This window comes from Lysinibacillus sp. TE18511 (assembly GCF_054062295.1).
Genome location: NZ_JBSSFD010000060.1, coordinates 1 through 18917 on the forward strand (window position 1 = coordinate 1; position 18917 = coordinate 18917).

14 protein-coding genes are annotated in these 18917 nt (G+C 36.4%); 6 read left to right on the forward strand and 8 right to left on the reverse strand.

Features of this window, described 5'->3' with window-relative positions; genetic code table 11:
• Window positions 1-202: 202 nt before the first annotated feature.
• The 7 genes from ACVWXS_RS24250 to ACVWXS_RS24280 form a co-directional block, all read right to left on the reverse strand.
• The gene (locus tag ACVWXS_RS24250) at window positions 203-1873 is read right to left on the reverse strand and encodes a hypothetical protein (protein ID WP_456960483.1); all 1671 of its coding nucleotides are present in this window, start codon (window positions 1871-1873) and stop codon (window positions 203-205) included.
• A 376-nt stretch (window positions 1874-2249) separates the two neighbouring features.
• Complete coding sequence (locus ACVWXS_RS24255; protein WP_083226928.1) at window positions 2250-2423, reverse strand: YjfB family protein; 174 nt, start codon at window positions 2421-2423, stop codon at window positions 2250-2252.
• 475 nt (window positions 2424-2898) lie between these two features.
• The gene (yihA, locus tag ACVWXS_RS24260; protein ID WP_368635762.1) at window positions 2899-3480 is read right to left on the reverse strand and encodes a ribosome biogenesis GTP-binding protein YihA/YsxC; all 582 of its coding nucleotides are present in this window, start codon (window positions 3478-3480) and stop codon (window positions 2899-2901) included.
• A 4-nt stretch (window positions 3481-3484) separates the two neighbouring features.
• The gene (gene lon / locus ACVWXS_RS24265) at window positions 3485-5809 is read right to left on the reverse strand and encodes an endopeptidase La (protein WP_456960484.1); all 2325 of its coding nucleotides are present in this window, start codon (window positions 5807-5809) and stop codon (window positions 3485-3487) included.
• A gap of 228 nt (window positions 5810-6037) precedes the next feature.
• On the reverse strand, window positions 6038-7309 hold the full coding sequence (gene clpX, locus ACVWXS_RS24270) for an ATP-dependent protease ATP-binding subunit ClpX (protein ID WP_368635760.1): 1272 nt from the start codon (window positions 7307-7309) through the stop codon (window positions 6038-6040).
• Between the two features lie 884 nt (window positions 7310-8193).
• Complete coding sequence (gene tig / locus ACVWXS_RS24275; RefSeq protein WP_368635759.1) at window positions 8194-9483, reverse strand: trigger factor; 1290 nt, start codon at window positions 9481-9483, stop codon at window positions 8194-8196.
• 113 nt (window positions 9484-9596) lie between these two features.
• Window positions 9597-10586: a hypothetical protein gene (locus ACVWXS_RS24280; protein WP_456960485.1), complete on the reverse strand. Its 990-nt coding sequence runs from the start codon at window positions 10584-10586 to the stop codon at window positions 9597-9599.
• A gap of 609 nt (window positions 10587-11195) precedes the next feature.
• Here ACVWXS_RS24280 and ACVWXS_RS24285 point away from each other — a divergent pair.
• From ACVWXS_RS24285 to ACVWXS_RS24310, 6 genes are all read left to right on the forward strand, one after another.
• Window positions 11196-12038: a DUF2785 domain-containing protein gene (locus tag ACVWXS_RS24285; protein WP_456960486.1), complete on the forward strand. Its 843-nt coding sequence runs from the start codon at window positions 11196-11198 to the stop codon at window positions 12036-12038.
• Window positions 12039-12862: 824 nt separating this feature from the next.
• Complete coding sequence (qoxA, locus tag ACVWXS_RS24290; RefSeq protein WP_402984593.1) at window positions 12863-13816, forward strand: cytochrome aa3 quinol oxidase subunit II; 954 nt, start codon at window positions 12863-12865, stop codon at window positions 13814-13816.
• Between the two features lie 27 nt (window positions 13817-13843).
• The gene (qoxB, locus tag ACVWXS_RS24295; RefSeq protein WP_374965754.1) at window positions 13844-15787 is read left to right on the forward strand and encodes a cytochrome aa3 quinol oxidase subunit I; all 1944 of its coding nucleotides are present in this window, start codon (window positions 13844-13846) and stop codon (window positions 15785-15787) included.
• A gap of 1 nt (window position 15788) precedes the next feature.
• The gene (qoxC, locus tag ACVWXS_RS24300; protein WP_368635754.1) at window positions 15789-16388 is read left to right on the forward strand and encodes a cytochrome aa3 quinol oxidase subunit III; all 600 of its coding nucleotides are present in this window, start codon (window positions 15789-15791) and stop codon (window positions 16386-16388) included.
• Window positions 16388-16672, forward strand: a complete 285-nt coding sequence (qoxD, locus tag ACVWXS_RS24305) for a cytochrome aa3 quinol oxidase subunit IV (RefSeq protein WP_368635753.1) — start codon at window positions 16388-16390, stop codon at window positions 16670-16672. Before qoxC ends, qoxD begins: the two co-directional genes overlap by 1 nt.
• Before the next feature lie 423 nt (window positions 16673-17095).
• Complete coding sequence (locus ACVWXS_RS24310; RefSeq protein ID WP_456960487.1) at window positions 17096-17956, forward strand: DUF6612 family protein; 861 nt, start codon at window positions 17096-17098, stop codon at window positions 17954-17956.
• A gap of 151 nt (window positions 17957-18107) precedes the next feature.
• Here the strand turns inward: ACVWXS_RS24310 and ACVWXS_RS24315 are convergent, their stop codons facing one another.
• A complete protein-coding gene (locus ACVWXS_RS24315; RefSeq protein ID WP_456960488.1) occupies window positions 18108-18530 on the reverse strand; it encodes a universal stress protein in 423 nt (140 codons plus the stop codon).
• Window positions 18531-18917 lie beyond the last annotated feature (387 nt).

An 18917-nucleotide genomic window follows, 5' to 3' on the forward strand; every position in this document is an offset into this window, starting at 1 on the left:
TGATCCCCAAGGAGTCGCCCAGTCTCCACTCCAATCAACTTATATACAAGGCATACGTCTTAACAAATGTCACCCACAACTTTTGGTGATGAGCCGTTTAAATCAAGCTTAAAATCTGCTCGTCTTCTGCAAGTATGCTCTTACGTTTCACATAACTAAAATAAAGAATACTATTTGCAGAAGATTTGCAGATTCTATTTTATTAATCAACTAATATAAAATGAGCTTTGCCAAAACGATCTGATAATACTACTAAACGATCAGCTGGTTTTAAATCAGATGGTTGAATAACTTTACCAGCTTTAATAAGCGTAGCTTGGTTAATATTCATATCCACCATTTCACCTGCTTCATACCATCGACCATTTTGCCATTGACTAACGCTCTTCACATTAATCGTAGCTGGATATGTCGATTTTACTGACTGTAGTTTACCAGTTAACATCAATGGTGCAACAGGCTTAGCTTTATTCAGAATATGAAGGGCCTGTACATGTCCATCTTTCACATAGAAATAACCATATTCACCTTCAGATAAATGAAGCTCAATATCAGGGACTACACTATATGTTTTGTTGCCATCATCGACCATTGCCTTCGTTGAATTACTAACTGACAGTACAGTACGATCTGTTTTCTTGAAAACATTTGACTCGATCTTCATTGCGTCATCAATTTCAATTAAATAGCCGTCCGCTTGTGATAAACGTCCGTAATATAATTCATGACCTGCTAAGTTTGGTGACATAAAGCTATCACTTGTTACTTGAACAACTTGTGCATAATGATCACGCGCAGCGCCGTCTGAAACAACAAACGCCGTACCATAAGCCATCAATCCAGTAGGCTCAATTAAACGACCATTTCGAATTAATATCGTTCCATCGTGGAAGTATAATGTACCCGCCGATTTAAGTTTTAATAATTTATATTCTGTATCTACAGAAAGCATAGGCTCATAATAAGTACGCTCGTTATTTTTCAAAACAACAATCTTCTCAATGACTTCTTTGCCGAATTGTTTAACGGTCGCATAGTATGCTTCACTGCCAATATAATTTTTTAGTTGGCCTTTTTCAATCTTTGTATTTCCAACATAAATCGGTACCTTTGATGAAAAATCCATCGTTGATAAAGCTGTTGTTGTACTTGAGCCAAATTGCCAATTTACAAATGCATGTTGATTTTTTACAGTTAACTTATTTGTATTGGCATTAACTGCTTGTATTTCACCTTTATATAGGTTTTCAACTAATGTACCTGTCTCACTAATTTCTATTTTTGTGACAATGGATGTGTTTTGGTTTTTAAGATTAAGCTTTACACGATCCCCTACGTACAGTGCACTAATATCGACAGCTGAAGAGTTCTTTTGATAAGTTGTATCTTTATTGATATAGTAGGTTGTTTCCTCCCCAATATCTGGCTTCAGCGTAATGAATAACCCATTTGGATCGATACTTGTCACTACTCCAGCAAGTTTTTTAGTATTTTGTACAACTGGTGTAGATTCTGTTTCTGTTTCTTTTTCTGTTGTGGTATTGGAAGTACCTCGTAGCTCAACAACACTTCGAAGGGAAATATCCGCTTCTACTTTCATACCCATCTTAAATCCTTCAATTGTTGTTACTGTATTATTAATATACAGACGAGCATTATCATTTATATTGTATGTAACTGTACGACCGCTATCATTTTGCAAAGTAATTTTACTAAGCTTTTTTTCTATTACTCCATTAGAATTTGCATATTCTGAAAATGTTACATCAACAAAAGTCCCAGTTACCATTTGCGCAGCATGAGCTGTTTGATTTGATGAAAATCCGAGAACCGTTAGTAATAAAATCAGTAGTATGTATGGAATTTTCTTCAACAAATCCCGCCTCCTTTAAAAGTTGTTATTTCTCAGGTGTGTTGATCAACCATTTTTATCCATCATAATTAATTAGAAGGCTCTGATTTCCGCTACGGGCTACTCGCTTTCCCGCGGGAGTCGAGTAGCCCTACGCTACAATCAGTTAAAATGGGAATATATTAACAAAATAGCAACAAAAAATTCTTTTATCGCTCAATAATAAACCTATTTTTCCCTAATCAACACGCCTGGTTATTTATACTAGTATATCGTATTATTGGTAGTTTTTCCTATATAAAAAGTTACAAATTAGCACATTGTCCTTTCTTTATAACAGCTACCATTAGACATAAAGATAGAGGTAGCTTCTAACTTCAAGCTACCTTTTCCTTCATCACACTTGAATGTCAATTGTATGTCCAGATGTCGGATGTGGAGCATCTAACATTTCAACTAACTGTTCAGAATTTTGTTGCTGCATGTCCATAGCTTGCTTTGTTACAGCTAGCGATACATTTTGCATTAAAGTCGCTTGATTCATTGCAATTGATAAAGCCGCGATATCCATATAGTCCACCTCCTATCTGATTTATCGGTCAAATGTTTCAATCATCAAGCGATTTCCCCTTTTTTCTACATAATTTTCTGTTGCTCTCGCTACTGGGAACCTCCACAGCTTTCGTAACATAAAAAAAACATCTACTGTCCTAAATATTAGACGCAATAGATGTTTTTTATCTTCATTCAGCAGATCTTTTCTGTGCGAAAGCGAAGCGACAGCAACAAGATCTTTTCTGTGCGAAAGCGAAGCGACAGCAACAAAATGTTTTAGTAGCAAAAGGAAAGCGTCAGTTACAGAGGACTCCTACCTCTAAAGGTGGTAAGATGAAACGCGGATGTAGTTCCTTTTTCAGTGGGTGTCCAAACACCTACTGAATGAAGTTAAATATCCTCTGGAGGATATAACGGATTTTGAAAGGAATGAATTGTGCGAGCACAATTCAAAATCCGGACGCAATTACGCCAAGGCGAAATTGATTACATTACATTTTATTTTCGATAGTACGCCAAGCTTCTTCAAAGCCAATTCCTTTTTCTGAAGAAAAAACAATAATTGGATCATTTTTCTCCATATCTAGCGTTTCTTTCACGATTTTTTTATGCTTATCCCATTTACCTTTTGGAATTTTATCTGCCTTTGTTGCAATGACAATACAAGGAATATTGTAATGCTTTAAAAAATCATACATCAAACGATCATCAGCTGTAGGGGGATGACGTAAATCAACAATTTGTACGACTGCCTTTAATTCATTGCGCCCTGTAAAATAGCGCTCGATCATTTTTCCCCATGCTTCACGCTCAGTCTTTGAAACCTTGGCATAACCATAGCCCGGAACATCTACGAAAAACAACTGTTCTTCGATTTTGTAAAAATTAAGCGTTTGTGTTTTTCCGGGTTTAGAAGAAATACGTGCTAAAGCTTTACGACCGATCATTCGGTTAATGAAGGAAGATTTCCCTACATTTGAACGACCGGCTAGTGCAAATTCTGGCAGTCCATCTTCTGGATATTGGTCTGGTCTTACAGCACTTATGACCATTTCGACATTATGGACTTTCATGTTCTTAAAAACCTCCGTCCAGTGCATGGGCCAATACTTCGTCAGCCGATGACACTAGTTTAAATGTTAGTTGTTCGCGTACACTCTCAGGAATATCTTCAATATCTCGCTCATTATCTTTTGGACAAATAATTGTTGTTAATCCTGCTCGATGCGCACTAAGTGTTTTTTCCTTTAAGCCACCAATTGGCAGTACACGACCACGTAATGTAATTTCACCTGTCATGCCAACCTCGCGGCGTATTGGACGATGTAAAATTGCGGAAACAATTGCGGTTGCCATTGTAATACCTGCTGAAGGTCCATCTTTTGGCACAGCTCCTTCAGGAACATGAATATGAATATCTTGCGTTTCAAAATATTCAGCATCCACTTTGAGCTCGTCCGTCTTTGTACGAACATATGATAAAGCCGTTTGAGCAGACTCCTTCATGACATCTCCTAGCTTCCCAGTTAGCTGCAATTTCCCTTTACCAGGTGTTAATGATACCTCAATTTGCAATGTATCACCACCCACAGTTGTATAAGCAAGCCCAGTAGCTACACCGACTTGATTTTCCTTCTCTGCTTGTCCATAACGGAAGCGATGTTTGCCAAGTAACTCTTCTAGTGACTTTGAGCTAACTGTTACTCGTTTCTTCTCACCAGAAACGATGATCTTAGCAATTTTACGACATAGTGTTGCGATTTGACGCTCTAGTCCTCGGACACCCGCTTCACGTGAATAATAACGAATAATATCTATTACCGCTTCATCTTTAATAATAACTTGTGTTTTTTTCAAGCCATGCTCTTTTAATTGTTTTGGTATTAAATGGTTTATTGTTATTTGCACCTTTTCAATTTCTGTATAGCCAGCAATTGAAATTACTTCCATACGATCTAGTAACGGTCCAGGAATTGTACTTAAATCATTGGCAGTTGCAATAAATAATACATTTGATAAATCGTAAGGTTCTTCGATATAATGATCGCTAAATGTATTATTTTGGGCTGGATCTAAAACTTCAAGCATTGCTGCTGCAGGATCTCCCCTAAAATCATTAGACATTTTATCAATTTCGTCTAGTAAGAACACGGGATTAATCGTCCCGGCCTTTTTCATACCTTGGATAATACGACCTGGCATTGCTCCAACATACGTACGACGATGACCACGAATTTCTGATTCGTCACGTACCCCACCTAATGAAATACGGATAAATTTACGATCCAAGCTTTCCGCAATAGATCGTGCTAGCGACGTTTTACCGACACCTGGAGGGCCAGCTAAACATAATATTGGTCCACGTAACGAGTTTTTCAACTGTCGTACAGCCAAATATTCCAATACACGTTCTTTTACTTTTTCTAATCCATCATGATCACGATTTAAAATGTTTTCTGCATGTTCAATATTCATACGATCCTCAGTCGCATTTGTCCATGGTAGCGCTACAATCCAATCAATGTAGTTTCGGATTACGCCACTTTCCGCACTAGCTCCTGGTAACTTTTCATAGCGATCTAACTCTTTAAGTACTGCTTCTCTCGTTGATTCAGGCATTCCTGTTTCGTCAATACGCTTACGTAATTCAGCTACTTCGCCAGTTTTTCCTTCACGATCGCCTAGCTCTGTTTGAATAGCTTTCATTTGTTCACGTAAATAATATTCTTTTTGCGTACGTTCCATAGATTGCTTAACTTTTGTATTAATTTTCTTCTCAAGATCAAGCACTTCTTGCTCGTCGTGCAAACGAATAATTAAATGATCTAGACGTTTTTTGACACTGAGCATCTCCAATACTTCTTGTTTATCAGCAATCTTAATTGGCAAATGTGATGCAATGATGTCTGCTAAACGACCCGGCTCTTCAATGTCTACCACAGTATTAATGGTTTCAGATGTAATCTTATTAGAGGCTTTCGCGTATTTTTCGAAATACGTTAACAACGTGCGCATTAAAGCCTGTGTTTCAACATCCTTATCGATTGGTTCATTCTTAACATCGATGTCTACAACCGTATATTTTTCCAACGCTTGATAGTTACTCCACGAAGCACGGGCTACACCTTCCACTAAAATACGCAGTGTTCCATTTGGTAATTTTAGCATCTGCTTAACATATGCAATCGTGCCAATTGTATATAAATCTTGTTCCTCAGGCTGTTCATCATGCATTTCTTTTTGTGTTACCAATAATATCAATTGGTCCTCTAACATTGCCTGTTCTAGCGCTGCTACAGAACGATTTCTACCCACATCAATATGTAACACCATCGACGGGTATACTAAAAGTCCACGTAAAGGCAATAATGGTACATTTGTTGTTTTTTGTATTGTCACCATGCGGGTATTCACCTCCGTCAAAATTTTATTGTTCACATCCCGCGCTACTAGTATGTGTCTAAAAAGTCGATTCACACTAGTTTATCAAGCGAGCCAAAAATTTCATTTTTATAGCCGGCTTTATGTATGAATGAATAAAAAGCTGACTTTCGATATGTGCGAATATTGCACAATCGAAGTCAGCTAAATTACTCTTTATCTCATAACAATAGACAGCCACGCTGTTCGTTATGCTGAAGTTTTTGTGTCGCTACCTTCATCGAGTTCCGTGCCATCTTCAAGAAGCAATTTCGGTTTTTCTTTATCCGTAATTGTTTTTGCAGTAATGATACATTTTTTCACGTCTTCACGTGAAGGTAATTCGTACATTACATCAAGCATTGTTGACTCAATAATTGAACGAAGACCACGTGCACCCGTTTTACGTTCAATTGCTTCTTTTGCAATTTCCGCAAGGGCACCTTCATCAAACTCAAGCTCAACACCATCGAGTTCAAGCATTTTTTGATATTGCTTAGCTAGTGCATTTTTAGGCTCCGTTAAAATTTGAACAAGTGCAGCCTCGTTTAATTGCTCTAGACTTGCAAGTACTGGTAATCGACCGATGAATTCTGGTATAAGACCAAATTTCAACAAATCCTCTGGAATCAGCTTTGCCATTATTGAGCCTTCATCCACATCGATTTTGTTTGGATCTGAACCAAAGCCAATTACTTTTTCACCCTGACGACGTTTAATAATGGATTCTATTCCATCAAACGCTCCACCCACAATGAATAAGATGTTTGTAGTATCGATTTGTAAAAACTCTTGGTGAGGGTGCTTACGTCCGCCTTGTGGTGGGACACTCGCAACTGTTCCTTCTAAAATTTTAAGAAGGGCTTGTTGTACACCTTCACCTGATACATCACGTGTAATAGATGGATTTTCAGATTTACGCGCAACTTTATCGATTTCATCAATATAGATGATTCCTTTTTCAGCACGCTCAATATCGTAATCTGCCGATTGAATTAATTTTAATAAGATATTTTCAACGTCCTCACCTACATAGCCAGCCTCTGTTAGAGAAGTAGCATCCGCAATAGCAAAAGGAACGTTTAATATACGCGCCAATGTTTGAGCTAATAAAGTTTTACCGCTACCAGTTGGGCCGATTAACACAATGTTCGATTTTGCTAATTCTACATCATCAATTTTACTATTCGTATTAATGCGTTTGTAGTGATTGTAAACCGCAACTGCTAAAGCTTTTTTAGCACGTTCTTGTCCAATTACATACTCATCTAAAATCGATAAGATTTCTTTCGGTTTCGGAATATCTTGGAATTCGATTTCCTCTTCAACGCCCAGTTCCTCTACAACGATTTCTGAACAAAGCTCGATACATTCATCACAAATATAAACACCAGGACCTGCAACTAATTTACGCACCTGTTCTTGTGGCTTTCCACAGAATGAGCATTTTAAATTGCCTTTTTCATCATTAAATTTGAACAATATGTTTCACCCCTATTCAAGCAACAATCTTACAAGATTATTGAATCTTTATCAAATAAATTGTCTGCACCCATTTACACCACGGCGTTTATGGTTCGAGATTTTAAAATATGTTTACGACATGCAAAGTGCGGAAACACTGATATTTACCGTAAAGCTAGTAATTATTTAACTTGATGAATTTACAATTATACCTTTCATTTTCACACATGTGTAACAATTCGTTCTTCAGAAACTCTTAGCAACCAAAGAACTTACGCTTTTCTTAAAATCTTTTACATTTGCCAGAGGCTTAACTTCATTCAGAAGAGGATGTATTTGCTATAGTGTTTAAAACTTCAGAGCATTGTTTCTCAATTGGAAGAGTGAGACATTTTTTATCTTCATTCAGTAGATGTTTGGACATCCACTGAATGAAGATAAAAAACTAAGCTCTGCTCTGCTGAATGAAGATCAATTATGCCTCGGCATAATTGCGTCCTGATTCGGCTTTGTGCTTGCACAAAGAACTCCTTACCGAATCCGTGACATCTGCCAGGGGCTTTAACTTATTTCAGTGGATGTTTGGACACCCGCTGAAAAATAACTTAAACCTGAATTCACCTCACCACTTATAGAGGTGGGAGACTTCAACTGAAATAAGTTAAAATTTAGCATCGTGTGAAAAGTCAAACAATACTATGTATAAGAGAAGTGTAAAGGCTCTGCTTATCCCCTCTTCAAAAAAGTACTTCCTTTGGGAGAATAGTCGTAACATCCATTAACTATGTCCAACCAAACCTAAGGGGAATCTGGCTTAACCTAAACAAAATATATGTGATAAAACAAGGCACGGTTTAATGCCGTACCTTGTTTTCATTTATCTATCCAGTTACAAAAAAATCCTATTCAGTAATTTTAGCGTTTTCTACTAAAAATTCAACTGTTTTTTGAATTTTAATGTCGTTTTCAAGAACTGTAGTACCACCTAAAGCTCCTGTAATTTGCTCTTTTGTCATGTTGAATTGAGCAGCCATTTTTTCTAATTCAGCTTCGATATCAGCTTCAGTTGCTTCAATTTTTTCTGCTTCAGCAATTGCTTCAAGTGTTAAAGATACACGTACACGGCTTACTGCTTCTTCTTTCATTTGTCCACGTAAATCTTCTTCTGATTGACCTGAGAATTGATAGTAAAGGTCTAAGTTCATACCTTGCATTTGTAAACGTTGACCAAATTCTTGTAACATACGATCAGTTTCAGAGTTAATCATACCAGCTGGCACTTCGAATTCTGCATTTTCAGCAGCTTTTTCTACTAATTCATCACGAAGAGTTGCATCTGATTCTGATTGTTTTTGGTTAGCAGTTTGCTCTTTGATTTTAGCACGTAAAGCTTCAACCCCATCAACTTCTGGGTCTACTTCTTTAGCGAACTCGTCGTTTAATTCTGGAAGAACTTTTGTTTTAACTTCTTTTACAGTTACTTTGAAAGTAGCTTCTTTACCAGCTAATTCAGCTGCATGGTATTCTTCTGGGAAAGTAACAACTACGTCTTTTGATTCGCCAGTTTTCACACCTACAAGTTGCTCTTCAAAGCCTGGGATGAATGAACCTGAACCAATTTCTAGTGGGTAGTCTTCACCTTTACCACCTTCAAATGCTTCTTCACCTACGAAACCTTCAAAGTCGATAACAGCTGTATCGCCTTCTACGATTGCTTCGTCTTCTTTAATTTCAAGCTCTGCTTTACGAGCTAATTGTTCTTGAATTTGCGCTTCTACTTCTTCATCAGTAACTTCTACTGCTAGTTTCGCAACTTCTAAACCTTTGTACTCACCAAGTTTTGGCTCTGGTTTAACAGTTACTTGAGCAGTAAATGCGAAATCTTTACCATGTACAAAGTTTTCTGTACCAGAAATCTCTGGGTAATCAACTGGCATAATACCAGCTTCATCGATAGCTTTTGCATAAGCATCAGGAACGATGATTTCTAATGCATCTTGGTATAAAGATTCGATACCAAAGCGTTGTTCAAACATTTTACGAGGCATTTTACCTTTACGGAAACCTGGTACGTTAATTTGTTTTACAACTTTTTTGAATGCTTGATCCATTGCTGCGTCTACTTCTGCAGCTGGTACCTCGATTGTAAGAGTACCGATATTACCTTCTTGTTTTTCCCATTTTGCTGACATGTATAAATACCTCCAAATAAATAATCAAGTTTAAAATGTTAGACAATTCATTCGTAACTACGATTTTGACAACCATTTTAGTATAACATAGATGCGTATAGTTTCAACTTATTTCATACTTCATGTAGTTCCGTTAGTTTTTCTAACATTTGTAAAAAGTCGATGATTTCATAGTCCATTTCCTGCACTTTTCCAAGCATGGATTGTACAAAATCAATATAACCATAGGCAATATCATCGGCTTCGAATGAGTGCCATTCAAACGGATACGTCACAATGGCATGCTTTGCCATTAAATATTGTACCATTTCCTGCGTCGATGGGTCTTGCTCTAATTTACTTTCAATTATTTTTTTTACTTCCCCATACTGTGGCAATTGATTTGGTAGTACTAAATTAATAGGATTAATAGTCATTGTTTTATTAAACTTTGAAACAGTAATCTCAATTGAGACTTCTTGTTCCACTAATAATATTAGTGCTAAGCTCTGGACGAATGGATGGATCCTTGGACATTCAATAATAGCTTTCAATGCCGTTTTTAATTGTCGTACATTCGTATCCATTAAGCGATGTAATCGAATAGATTGTTCGTCTGGTGTTAATGCACTAAATTCCGACAGTTCGAATTCTTGCTCTTCTAACAATCGTTGTGCATCCTCTTTTTTTTGGAGATTCTTAGCTACTTCTTGATTCAAGCTTCTCAAACGTTCAAATTTCTCTAGCTGATCTATCGGAAATGCTTTTTCTTCAATTAATGTCGTAATTAACGACTCTACTTGATGGAATTCCTTTAGCTGCATACATACAGTAACATACAGTTCCATTACTTCCACATATAATGTCGTTCCCATAGCAAGCAATTGCTCACAAACATTTTTAACTTTATCGTATGCCTTTAATTCGTATAAAGCATATGCATAGGCACTTAATGCTAATTCATCCCCATCTTCATATAAAAATGCTTTTTCAAAGCTTGCCACTGCCTCTTCATATTGATAATTTTCCGCATACATATGTGCTTCACGTATTAATGTTTGAAAAGCACCAGGAAATACAACAATATTGTCATGTTTTACAACATGTCGTTTTCGTTTTGTCATTCCCCTCACCTCTTTACTACTATTTTCTTATAAGGTCTTATACTAGCTCATCACCTTAACGTAGGGTTGATTGACTCAAAGAGTCACAAACTCTTCACTCCAATCAACTTACACGGCATTCATTTTAACAAATGTCATCTTCAACTTTCGGTGATCAATCTAACCCCTGTTTATTTTTAACGAAAAGTCATTGCTCTAAGTATCGACAAAAAGATATGCAACAAATCATACAGCACTATTAACCGAATCTTCATTATAGTAAATGGCTGTTCAGTATAAAGTCAGCCGTTATATTGTAACCAGGATGAGACATACTTAAATAGGTATGTCTTGCTATTGTGCAATCCTTCATAAGTCTATCCCTTTTTGTTGCTTTTCTATCATATCAACTTTATATAGATTCTGGAATTCCGATTATAAATATACTCCTTTATCACTAGAAAACTTCACAATTCAGCAAACTTGTCTTTGAAAGGCTATAATGAAAAGACTTAGCTCCATAGTAAGCAATTTTAAAAAAAGTAGTTGCAAAGACAAGTGATCTTTAAGGAACACGTAATAAAAATTGCTCTTATAGAGAACCTAACTTAACTTTCGGGGGAATTATATATGAATATCAAAAATGCATTACAATCATTTTCAACTATGACACATTCAGCACGCCACCAATTTATGTTACAAGAAGGCGATTGGTTGTTACAAGAAATGTTAACGCACAGCGGTTCACCAGATGCAGAACTACGAGACCAATTAATTTATCGTACTTTTATTGATTTACTCAGTGACAATTTACTGAGCACTCAACAGCTACAAAATTTATTTGATACAACGACAAGCGACGATTTTTTATATAGAAACATAGGCGAAGAAATGACAGATAGTGTCTTTACACGTTCGTTTTCTGCTTTACTTGTAGCAAATCTTCTTGCAAAGGATGCCGAACTACTGATTTTAAATGATGATCGTCTACAAATTTTCTTCCAAAAGATTGGTCGTTATTTATTATTGGAAAAAGATACGAGAGGTCATGTTCAAGACAAGGGGTGGGCGCATAGTATTGCACATGGTGCCGATTTAGCAGCAATGACAATTAAACATCCGAAGTTTGATTTACAGCATGCACCTTCAATCTTACATGCATTGAAACTTGTTTCGTGGAAAGGTACTGTCTTTGTCAACGATGAAGAGGAACGCTTAGTTAATATAGTTGAAGCGTTATTGACTTGTGACTACTCCGAGGAAGCATTAATAGAATTTATCGAGCAAGTATTCGATAAATTTGAATTTCATTTAATGACACAAGGCTATAACGAATCCTTTTTTAGTGGACGTACATGCACATTAAATTTAATGAAAACATTGTATTTTGCCTTAAAAATGAATAACCTAGCCCCAAAACTTCAAAATACTATCTATGGACAAGTAGCAAAATGGCTAAAGCTAGGGGCATAGAAATTCACTTTCTTTCTGCTTAGAACATCTATTTTCGTCCTCATAACCTAAATTTAGCAAACTAGGAATATTCTTAGTTTGCTTTTTTGTCTTAATACATTTTTTCACTTTTCAGATAAAACATATCACCCCTAATATATGGTATTAAGTAGTTATATTAACATAATTAATACCAGTTTCCAAAAACCCCCTTTACAATCATTCCTTACATTGAGAATATATCCTGATATACCCTTTTTATCGCCTTTCATCTACCCCTTTTTTTTAGAAAACGCAACAAAAAAGCATTCAATCCCTTAAACTAGCGGTGATTTTATTACAAATTGACGTCTAAAATGTGAAATGATATTTTCACAAAAAAAACTATTTACTTAGTTAAAGATGATAAACTCAGTATTTTCAACGTTTTAACAGTGTTTATTTTATAAAACACAATAATACCAATATTGAAATAACATTTTTTGTTCAAAAAATGTTCATATTCATCCCCTGTTTGCTATTAATTCGATAACAAAATAATTTTTTTTCTTCGAAACGAGGCGTATAATCACTGTTGCAAACATCAACATTTGTGTCTCTCGATTTTGACAACATAGTCTAAAAATCGTTGCACAGATTAATAACTTTGCGAACGCTTGCACTAGACCAATCAAATACTAGATTCAATGTTTCATATTGAACCATATCATTGTAAGTATTTCTGATTATTCGATTGGTACAACTACTTAAAAGAGGTGACCTTATTACCCACTATTTGTAAATTCGAAATCTATATTCAAACACATGCAATTTATGAATAGCCGTTTTATAGAAAGGAGTCAAACATGAAGAAAAAGTTAAGCTTAATGTTTATTGCATTTGGTGCGTTAGCAATTCTTACTGGCTGTGAACCATTAACAGTCTTTGATACAAAAGGACCGAATGCCAAAACATTATCAGACACAATTATTTTATCCATTATTACAATGGCCTTTATATTACTAGTCGTGTATGTGCTTTTAGCATTTATGCTAACTAAATACCGTGCTTCAAAGGCACCAGCCGATTACGAGCCTCCTCACGAAGAGGGTAGTCATCTACTTGAAATTACATGGACAGTTATTCCGATTATCATCGTAGCATTCTTAGCTGTTGTTACTGTAAAAACAACAAGTACAGTAGAGTCTCAACCTGAAGGTTATGACAATAAAGAGCCACTTGTTATTTATGCATCGTCTTCTAACTGGAAATGGCACTTTAGCTATCCAGAGCAAGGGATCGAAACTGTTAACTATGTTAATATGCCTATCGACCGTCCAATTGAGTTCAAACTTTACTCATTCGGACCAATCACAAGTTTCTGGATTCCTCAGTTAGCTGGTCAAAAATATGCGATGAGTGACATGTTAAATACTATTCACCTTGCAGCAGATGACATTGGCTCATTCATGGGTCGTAACTCTAACTTCAGTGGTCGTGGTTTTGCTGAAATGGAATTTGAAGCACAAACGATGACACAAGAAGACTTCGATAAATGGGCTGCCGATGTAAAGGCAAATGAAAAACCATTAACAGAAGAAAAATTTGATGAACTATTAAAAGCAGAACATGTTGGTCGTTCAAGCTATTCATCTACACACTTAGAATTTAGCCCTGCTCCAATGGAACACAGTGAGCACATGAAAATGGGCGATATGGATCACAGTGACATGGACATGTCTGAAGATGAAATGGATCACTCTGAAATGAATCATGAGGATCATTCACAAGAAAAATCTGAAGAAACACATTCACATTAATTTTTAAACTTGAAAGGAGCGCATCCAATGAGCATGGAAGAAATTTTCCATCCCCTAAAAGAACCGATGATTTTGGGAGCAGCTATTAGTATTATAGTTGGAGCAGTGGTTATCGCAGTAGGCCTTACTTATTTCAAAAAATGGGGCTATTTCTACAAAAACTGGCTATCAACTGTTGACCATAAAAAAATCGGTATTATGTATATCGCCACAGCACTTTTGATGCTATTCCGCGGTGGTATCGATGCATTGTTAATGCGTGCACAAACGGCAGTTCCTGATAATGGACTTCTTGATGCACAACACTATAATGAGATTTTCACAACACACGGTATAGTCATGATTTTATTCATGGCAATGCCATTCGTAATTGGTTTAATGAACATTGTTATCCCACTGCAAATTGGTGCACGTGACGTTGCCTTCCCACGTCTGAATGCAGTCAGCTTCTGGTTATTTGCAGCTGGTTGCGGTTTACTAAACCTATCATTTATCATTGGTGGTTCACCAGATTCTGGTTGGACAGCCTACTTCCCACTAGCAGGGACAGAATTTAGTCCGACTGTTGGGAACAACTACTATTCTTTAGCTTTACAATTATCAGGGATTGGTACGTTATTGACTGGTGTTAACTTCATCACGACAATCATTAAAATGCGTGCACCTGGTATGACATTAATGAAAATGCCAATGTTTAGTTGGTCAATTTTAATTACAAACGTTATTATCGTATTCGCGTTCCCAGTGTTAACTGTAGCGCTTGCATTAATGATGTTTGACCGTCAATTCGGAACACAATTCTTTGCAATGCAAAATGGTGGTATGGACATGCTTTGGGCCAACCTATTCTGGGTTTGGGGACATCCTGAGGTTTATATCGTTATCCTACCTGCTTTCGGTATCTTCTCAGAAATCATTGCGACATTTGCACGTAAAAACTTATACGGCTATAAATCAATGGTTATGAGTATGGTTGTTATTTCGTTACTATCATTCTTAGTATGGGCCCACCACTTCTATACAATGGGTCACGGCGTTATGGTAAACAGCTTCTTCTCTATTACAACAATGGCGATCGCTGTTCCAACAGGGGTTAAAATATTTAACTGGTTGCTCACAATGAGACACGGTAAAATTCAATTTACAACTCCGATGCTTTATGCACTTGGTTTTATTCCAATCTTCACAATTGGTGGGGTTACAGGGGTAATGCTAGCAATGTCTAGTGCGGACTATCAATATCATAATACGATGTTCTTAGTTGCCCACTTCCACTATGTATTAATTCCAGGTACAGTATTCGGTGTACTTGCAGGTTACCACTACTGGTGGCCAAAAATGTTCGGTTTCCGATTAAATGAAAAACTAGGGAAAGCTGGTTTCTGGTTTATCGCAATTAGCTTCAACGTAGCTTTCTTCCCTCTATTTATTTTAGGTTTAGATGGTTACGCTCGTCGTATGTACACTTACTCTGAGTCAACTGGATATGGTCCATTAAGCATGGTATCGTTCATCGGTGCACTTGGTCTTGCTGTCGGCTTCGCGTTAATTGTTTATAACATTTACTACAGCTGGAAACATATGCCACGCAACGAAAAAGCAGATGTTTGGGATGGTCGTTCGTTAGAATGGGCTACTCATTCTCCAGTACCTGAATACAACTTTGCAGTAGTTCCGACTGTTTCACGTTTAGACGAATTCTGGTTCGCTAAAAAAGAAGGTCGTGATATTACAGCAGGTAAGATCGAAAAAATTCATATGCCTAACAACACTGGCGCACCTTTCTGGATGAGTGGATTCTTCTTCCTTGCAGCATTCTTCGCTGTATTTAGTCTATGGACTCCAGCCATCATTAGTATGCTTTGTGTATTTGGCTTTATGATACATCGTTCATTTGAAGACGATCATGGTCGTTACATTTCAGTTGAAGAAGTTATGGCAACTGAAAAAAGCTTGAGAGGTGATAAATAAAATGAAAATCGATTCTTCACTTCCATTAGAATATAGTACAGAGGAAAATCGCCTGAAAATCTTTGGTTTCTGGATTTTCCTTGGTGCCGAAATCATGTTATTCGCCACACTATTTACAGTGTATTTCACACTTGAAACACGTACTGGTAGCGGCCCAACTGGCTCAGAAATTTTTGAATTAACTCCAGTATTATGGGAAACATTCTTATTATTATCAAGTAGTTTCACAATTGGTCTTGGTGTTCATGCAATGCGCCTTGGCAATAAAAAAGCTATGATGACATTTTTCATCATCACGCTTATTTTAGGTCTTGGCTTCTTAGGCATTGAGATTGATGAGTTTGTCACTTATGTTCATGAAGGTGCTACAATTCAAACTAGCGCATTCTTATCGGCATTAATGACTTTACTTGGTACGCACGGTGCCCACGTAACATTTGGTTTCTTCTGGGGCGTTGCAATTTTAATCCAAGTAGCAAAACGTGGTTTAAACCCACAAACGGCTAACAAAGCGTTTATCTTCTCACTGTACTGGCACTTCCTAGACGTTGTTTGGATTTTCATCTTCAGCTTCGTCTACTTGAAAGGACTGATTAGCTGATGAAGGAATTATTCCCAAAACAACATGTGATGGGCTTCGGCTTCTCACTATTACTAACAATTGTAGCTTTATCTGTTGTTAAGTTTGATATGTCATTTAACATGGCATTTGGTATTTTACTAGTGACTGCTATTGCGCAAGCAACTGTACAATTAGTATTATTCATGCACATCGGTGAATCTGAAGATAAGAAAACGTTATATACAACGATTTTATATGCAGTATTCGTAGGTGTTGTTACTATCCTAGGTACATTATTCGCAATGATCTGGGGCTATAACTGATAAAAAAAGTCGAGAAAATGCTATCATTTTCTCGGCTTTTTCTTTTCTGAAAAATAGTATTTTCATTAAATGAACAATATCTCCTACTCTACAAGCAATTATGACTCGAACACTGGATCAACACTACATACTGAGCTCACCTATTTCAAATCATTTGAAACCTATAGCAAGAAACTGATGCGATTTGTATCAGCACTATTGCAATATAAAGCTAAATGAATTTTTAAAACAACACTATTATTCATGTACTATTTTTTCTTGTATCTAGTGTGCAAGAAGGCCATATTAATAAAGGTATACATTAGGTATTTACTATTATTTTAATATTATAATAGTATTTTTTTCAAAATAACGAAACTTTTCCTTTTATAGTAATGTATACTAATAGATATTGTTTTTTATTAAGAATAGGAGATGAAATTAATGAAGAAAGTTTTTAAAGTTTTAAGTGTTGGAGCACTAGCACTAACACTAGCAGCTTGTAACAGTAGCGCTACCCCAACGAAAGACACATCTAAAAAAAGTGATCTCACTTTAGAGCAAGTATATGACAAAGCGGTAGAACGCCAAGCTGACATTAAAAGCGTAAGTGCAACAATGGAGATGTCTCAAAAAACAAAAGCTGGATCAGGTGATCAAGCTATGGAGATTGCCATGGATTCAAAAATGGAGATGGATGTAATTTCCGATCCCCTTGCTGCGCACATTACAGGATCAATGACAGTGCCTGATATGACTAGTGAAGATAAAAAAACTATGGATATGCCGATCGATATGTACATGAAGAAGGAACAAGGCTTTTTCATGAAGGATCCAACAACTGAAAGCTGGTTTAAATTACCAAGCGAACAGTTTGATGCAATTTTAGAGCAAACTGCATCATCTGCAAACGCTAAAGAACAATTAGAACAGCTTAAAGAGTTTATTGGTGATTTCAAATTCGAGCAAAATGATGATGCATATATTTTAACTTTAGACGCAAAAGGTGATAAATTTAAAGAACTTATCGATTCTGAAATGCAAAAGTCAATGAAAGACCTTGGTCTTGAAGAAAATCCACTTGATAACATAACAATCGATAAAATAAACTACGTTCTACAAATCGATAAAGAAACTTTCGATACTGAAAAAATGGATATGAATTTTGATTTGAAAATGAAAGTTGAAGACCAAGAAATATCAACTTCAACAAAATCAGTTGTAACTTATACTGAATTCAATCATCTAAAAACAATCGACATTCCACAAGACATTATCGATAACGCAGCAACAACACCACAATAATTAAACATAGTGACTTCAAAGTCTATAAAAAAGAAATCTGCGTGCTTCTCTACAGGAATGCACGCAGATTTCTTTTTACTTGGAATGCCATTTCAATTTAAGAATTCTTATATCTTAAGTGTAAAATTTAAACACCCTTTTTATAACCTTATTATCGAACAATTAGAACGTCGCATTTAGCGTGTCGGACGATTCTCTCTGCAACTGAGCCTAGTACCATTTTCTCCATCCGATTCAACCCTGTTGCGCCACATACGATTAAGCTAACACCAGGTAGTTCAGTTAAAATCCCTTTCGGAGAACCAGTTACTACAACTGCTCCTACCTCTTTTACTCCTGCTGCTAAAACTTTCTTTTTTAGCTCTTCCATTTTATTTGAGTTTTCGTTTTTTAATTCCTCAGCATATTTTAAGTCATAGGCTGAAATTGCCCCAAAGGACCTTGTATCAATAACGTTAACTAATTCTAAAGCGGCATCATACTGTAAAGTTAATTCAATAGCTTGTTCCAATGCTTTTAATGATTGTTCTGAAAAGTCAATTGCCACTGCAATTTTTTTATAATTTGTAGTCATAGTAGATCTCCTTGTCCATCAACATAATTGAATGTTATTTATTTCATTATATCACAAATGGAATACAATACAGTTATTGTCATAATCTACCCTAACGTAGCCCTAGTTTTATTATTGGCCGTTGTAAAGAGCTGAGAAACCATCCCTTGCCGTTTTTCGCTACCCATCAATAATCGGCCTTACACTTTAATACAGAGCATCCTACGAACAGCAGCATTGTTAGCCATTTCGAGATAACAGCTTTCTTCACCCTTTTCATTTAACTCCAAAAGAAAAAGACGTCACTTAGACGCTACAAATGCTAAGATCTACATGTACAAACGCACTCACTTAAAGATGTACACTTTTGATTCACTTTCTCGCATACTAATCATGAGGTGATTAGTG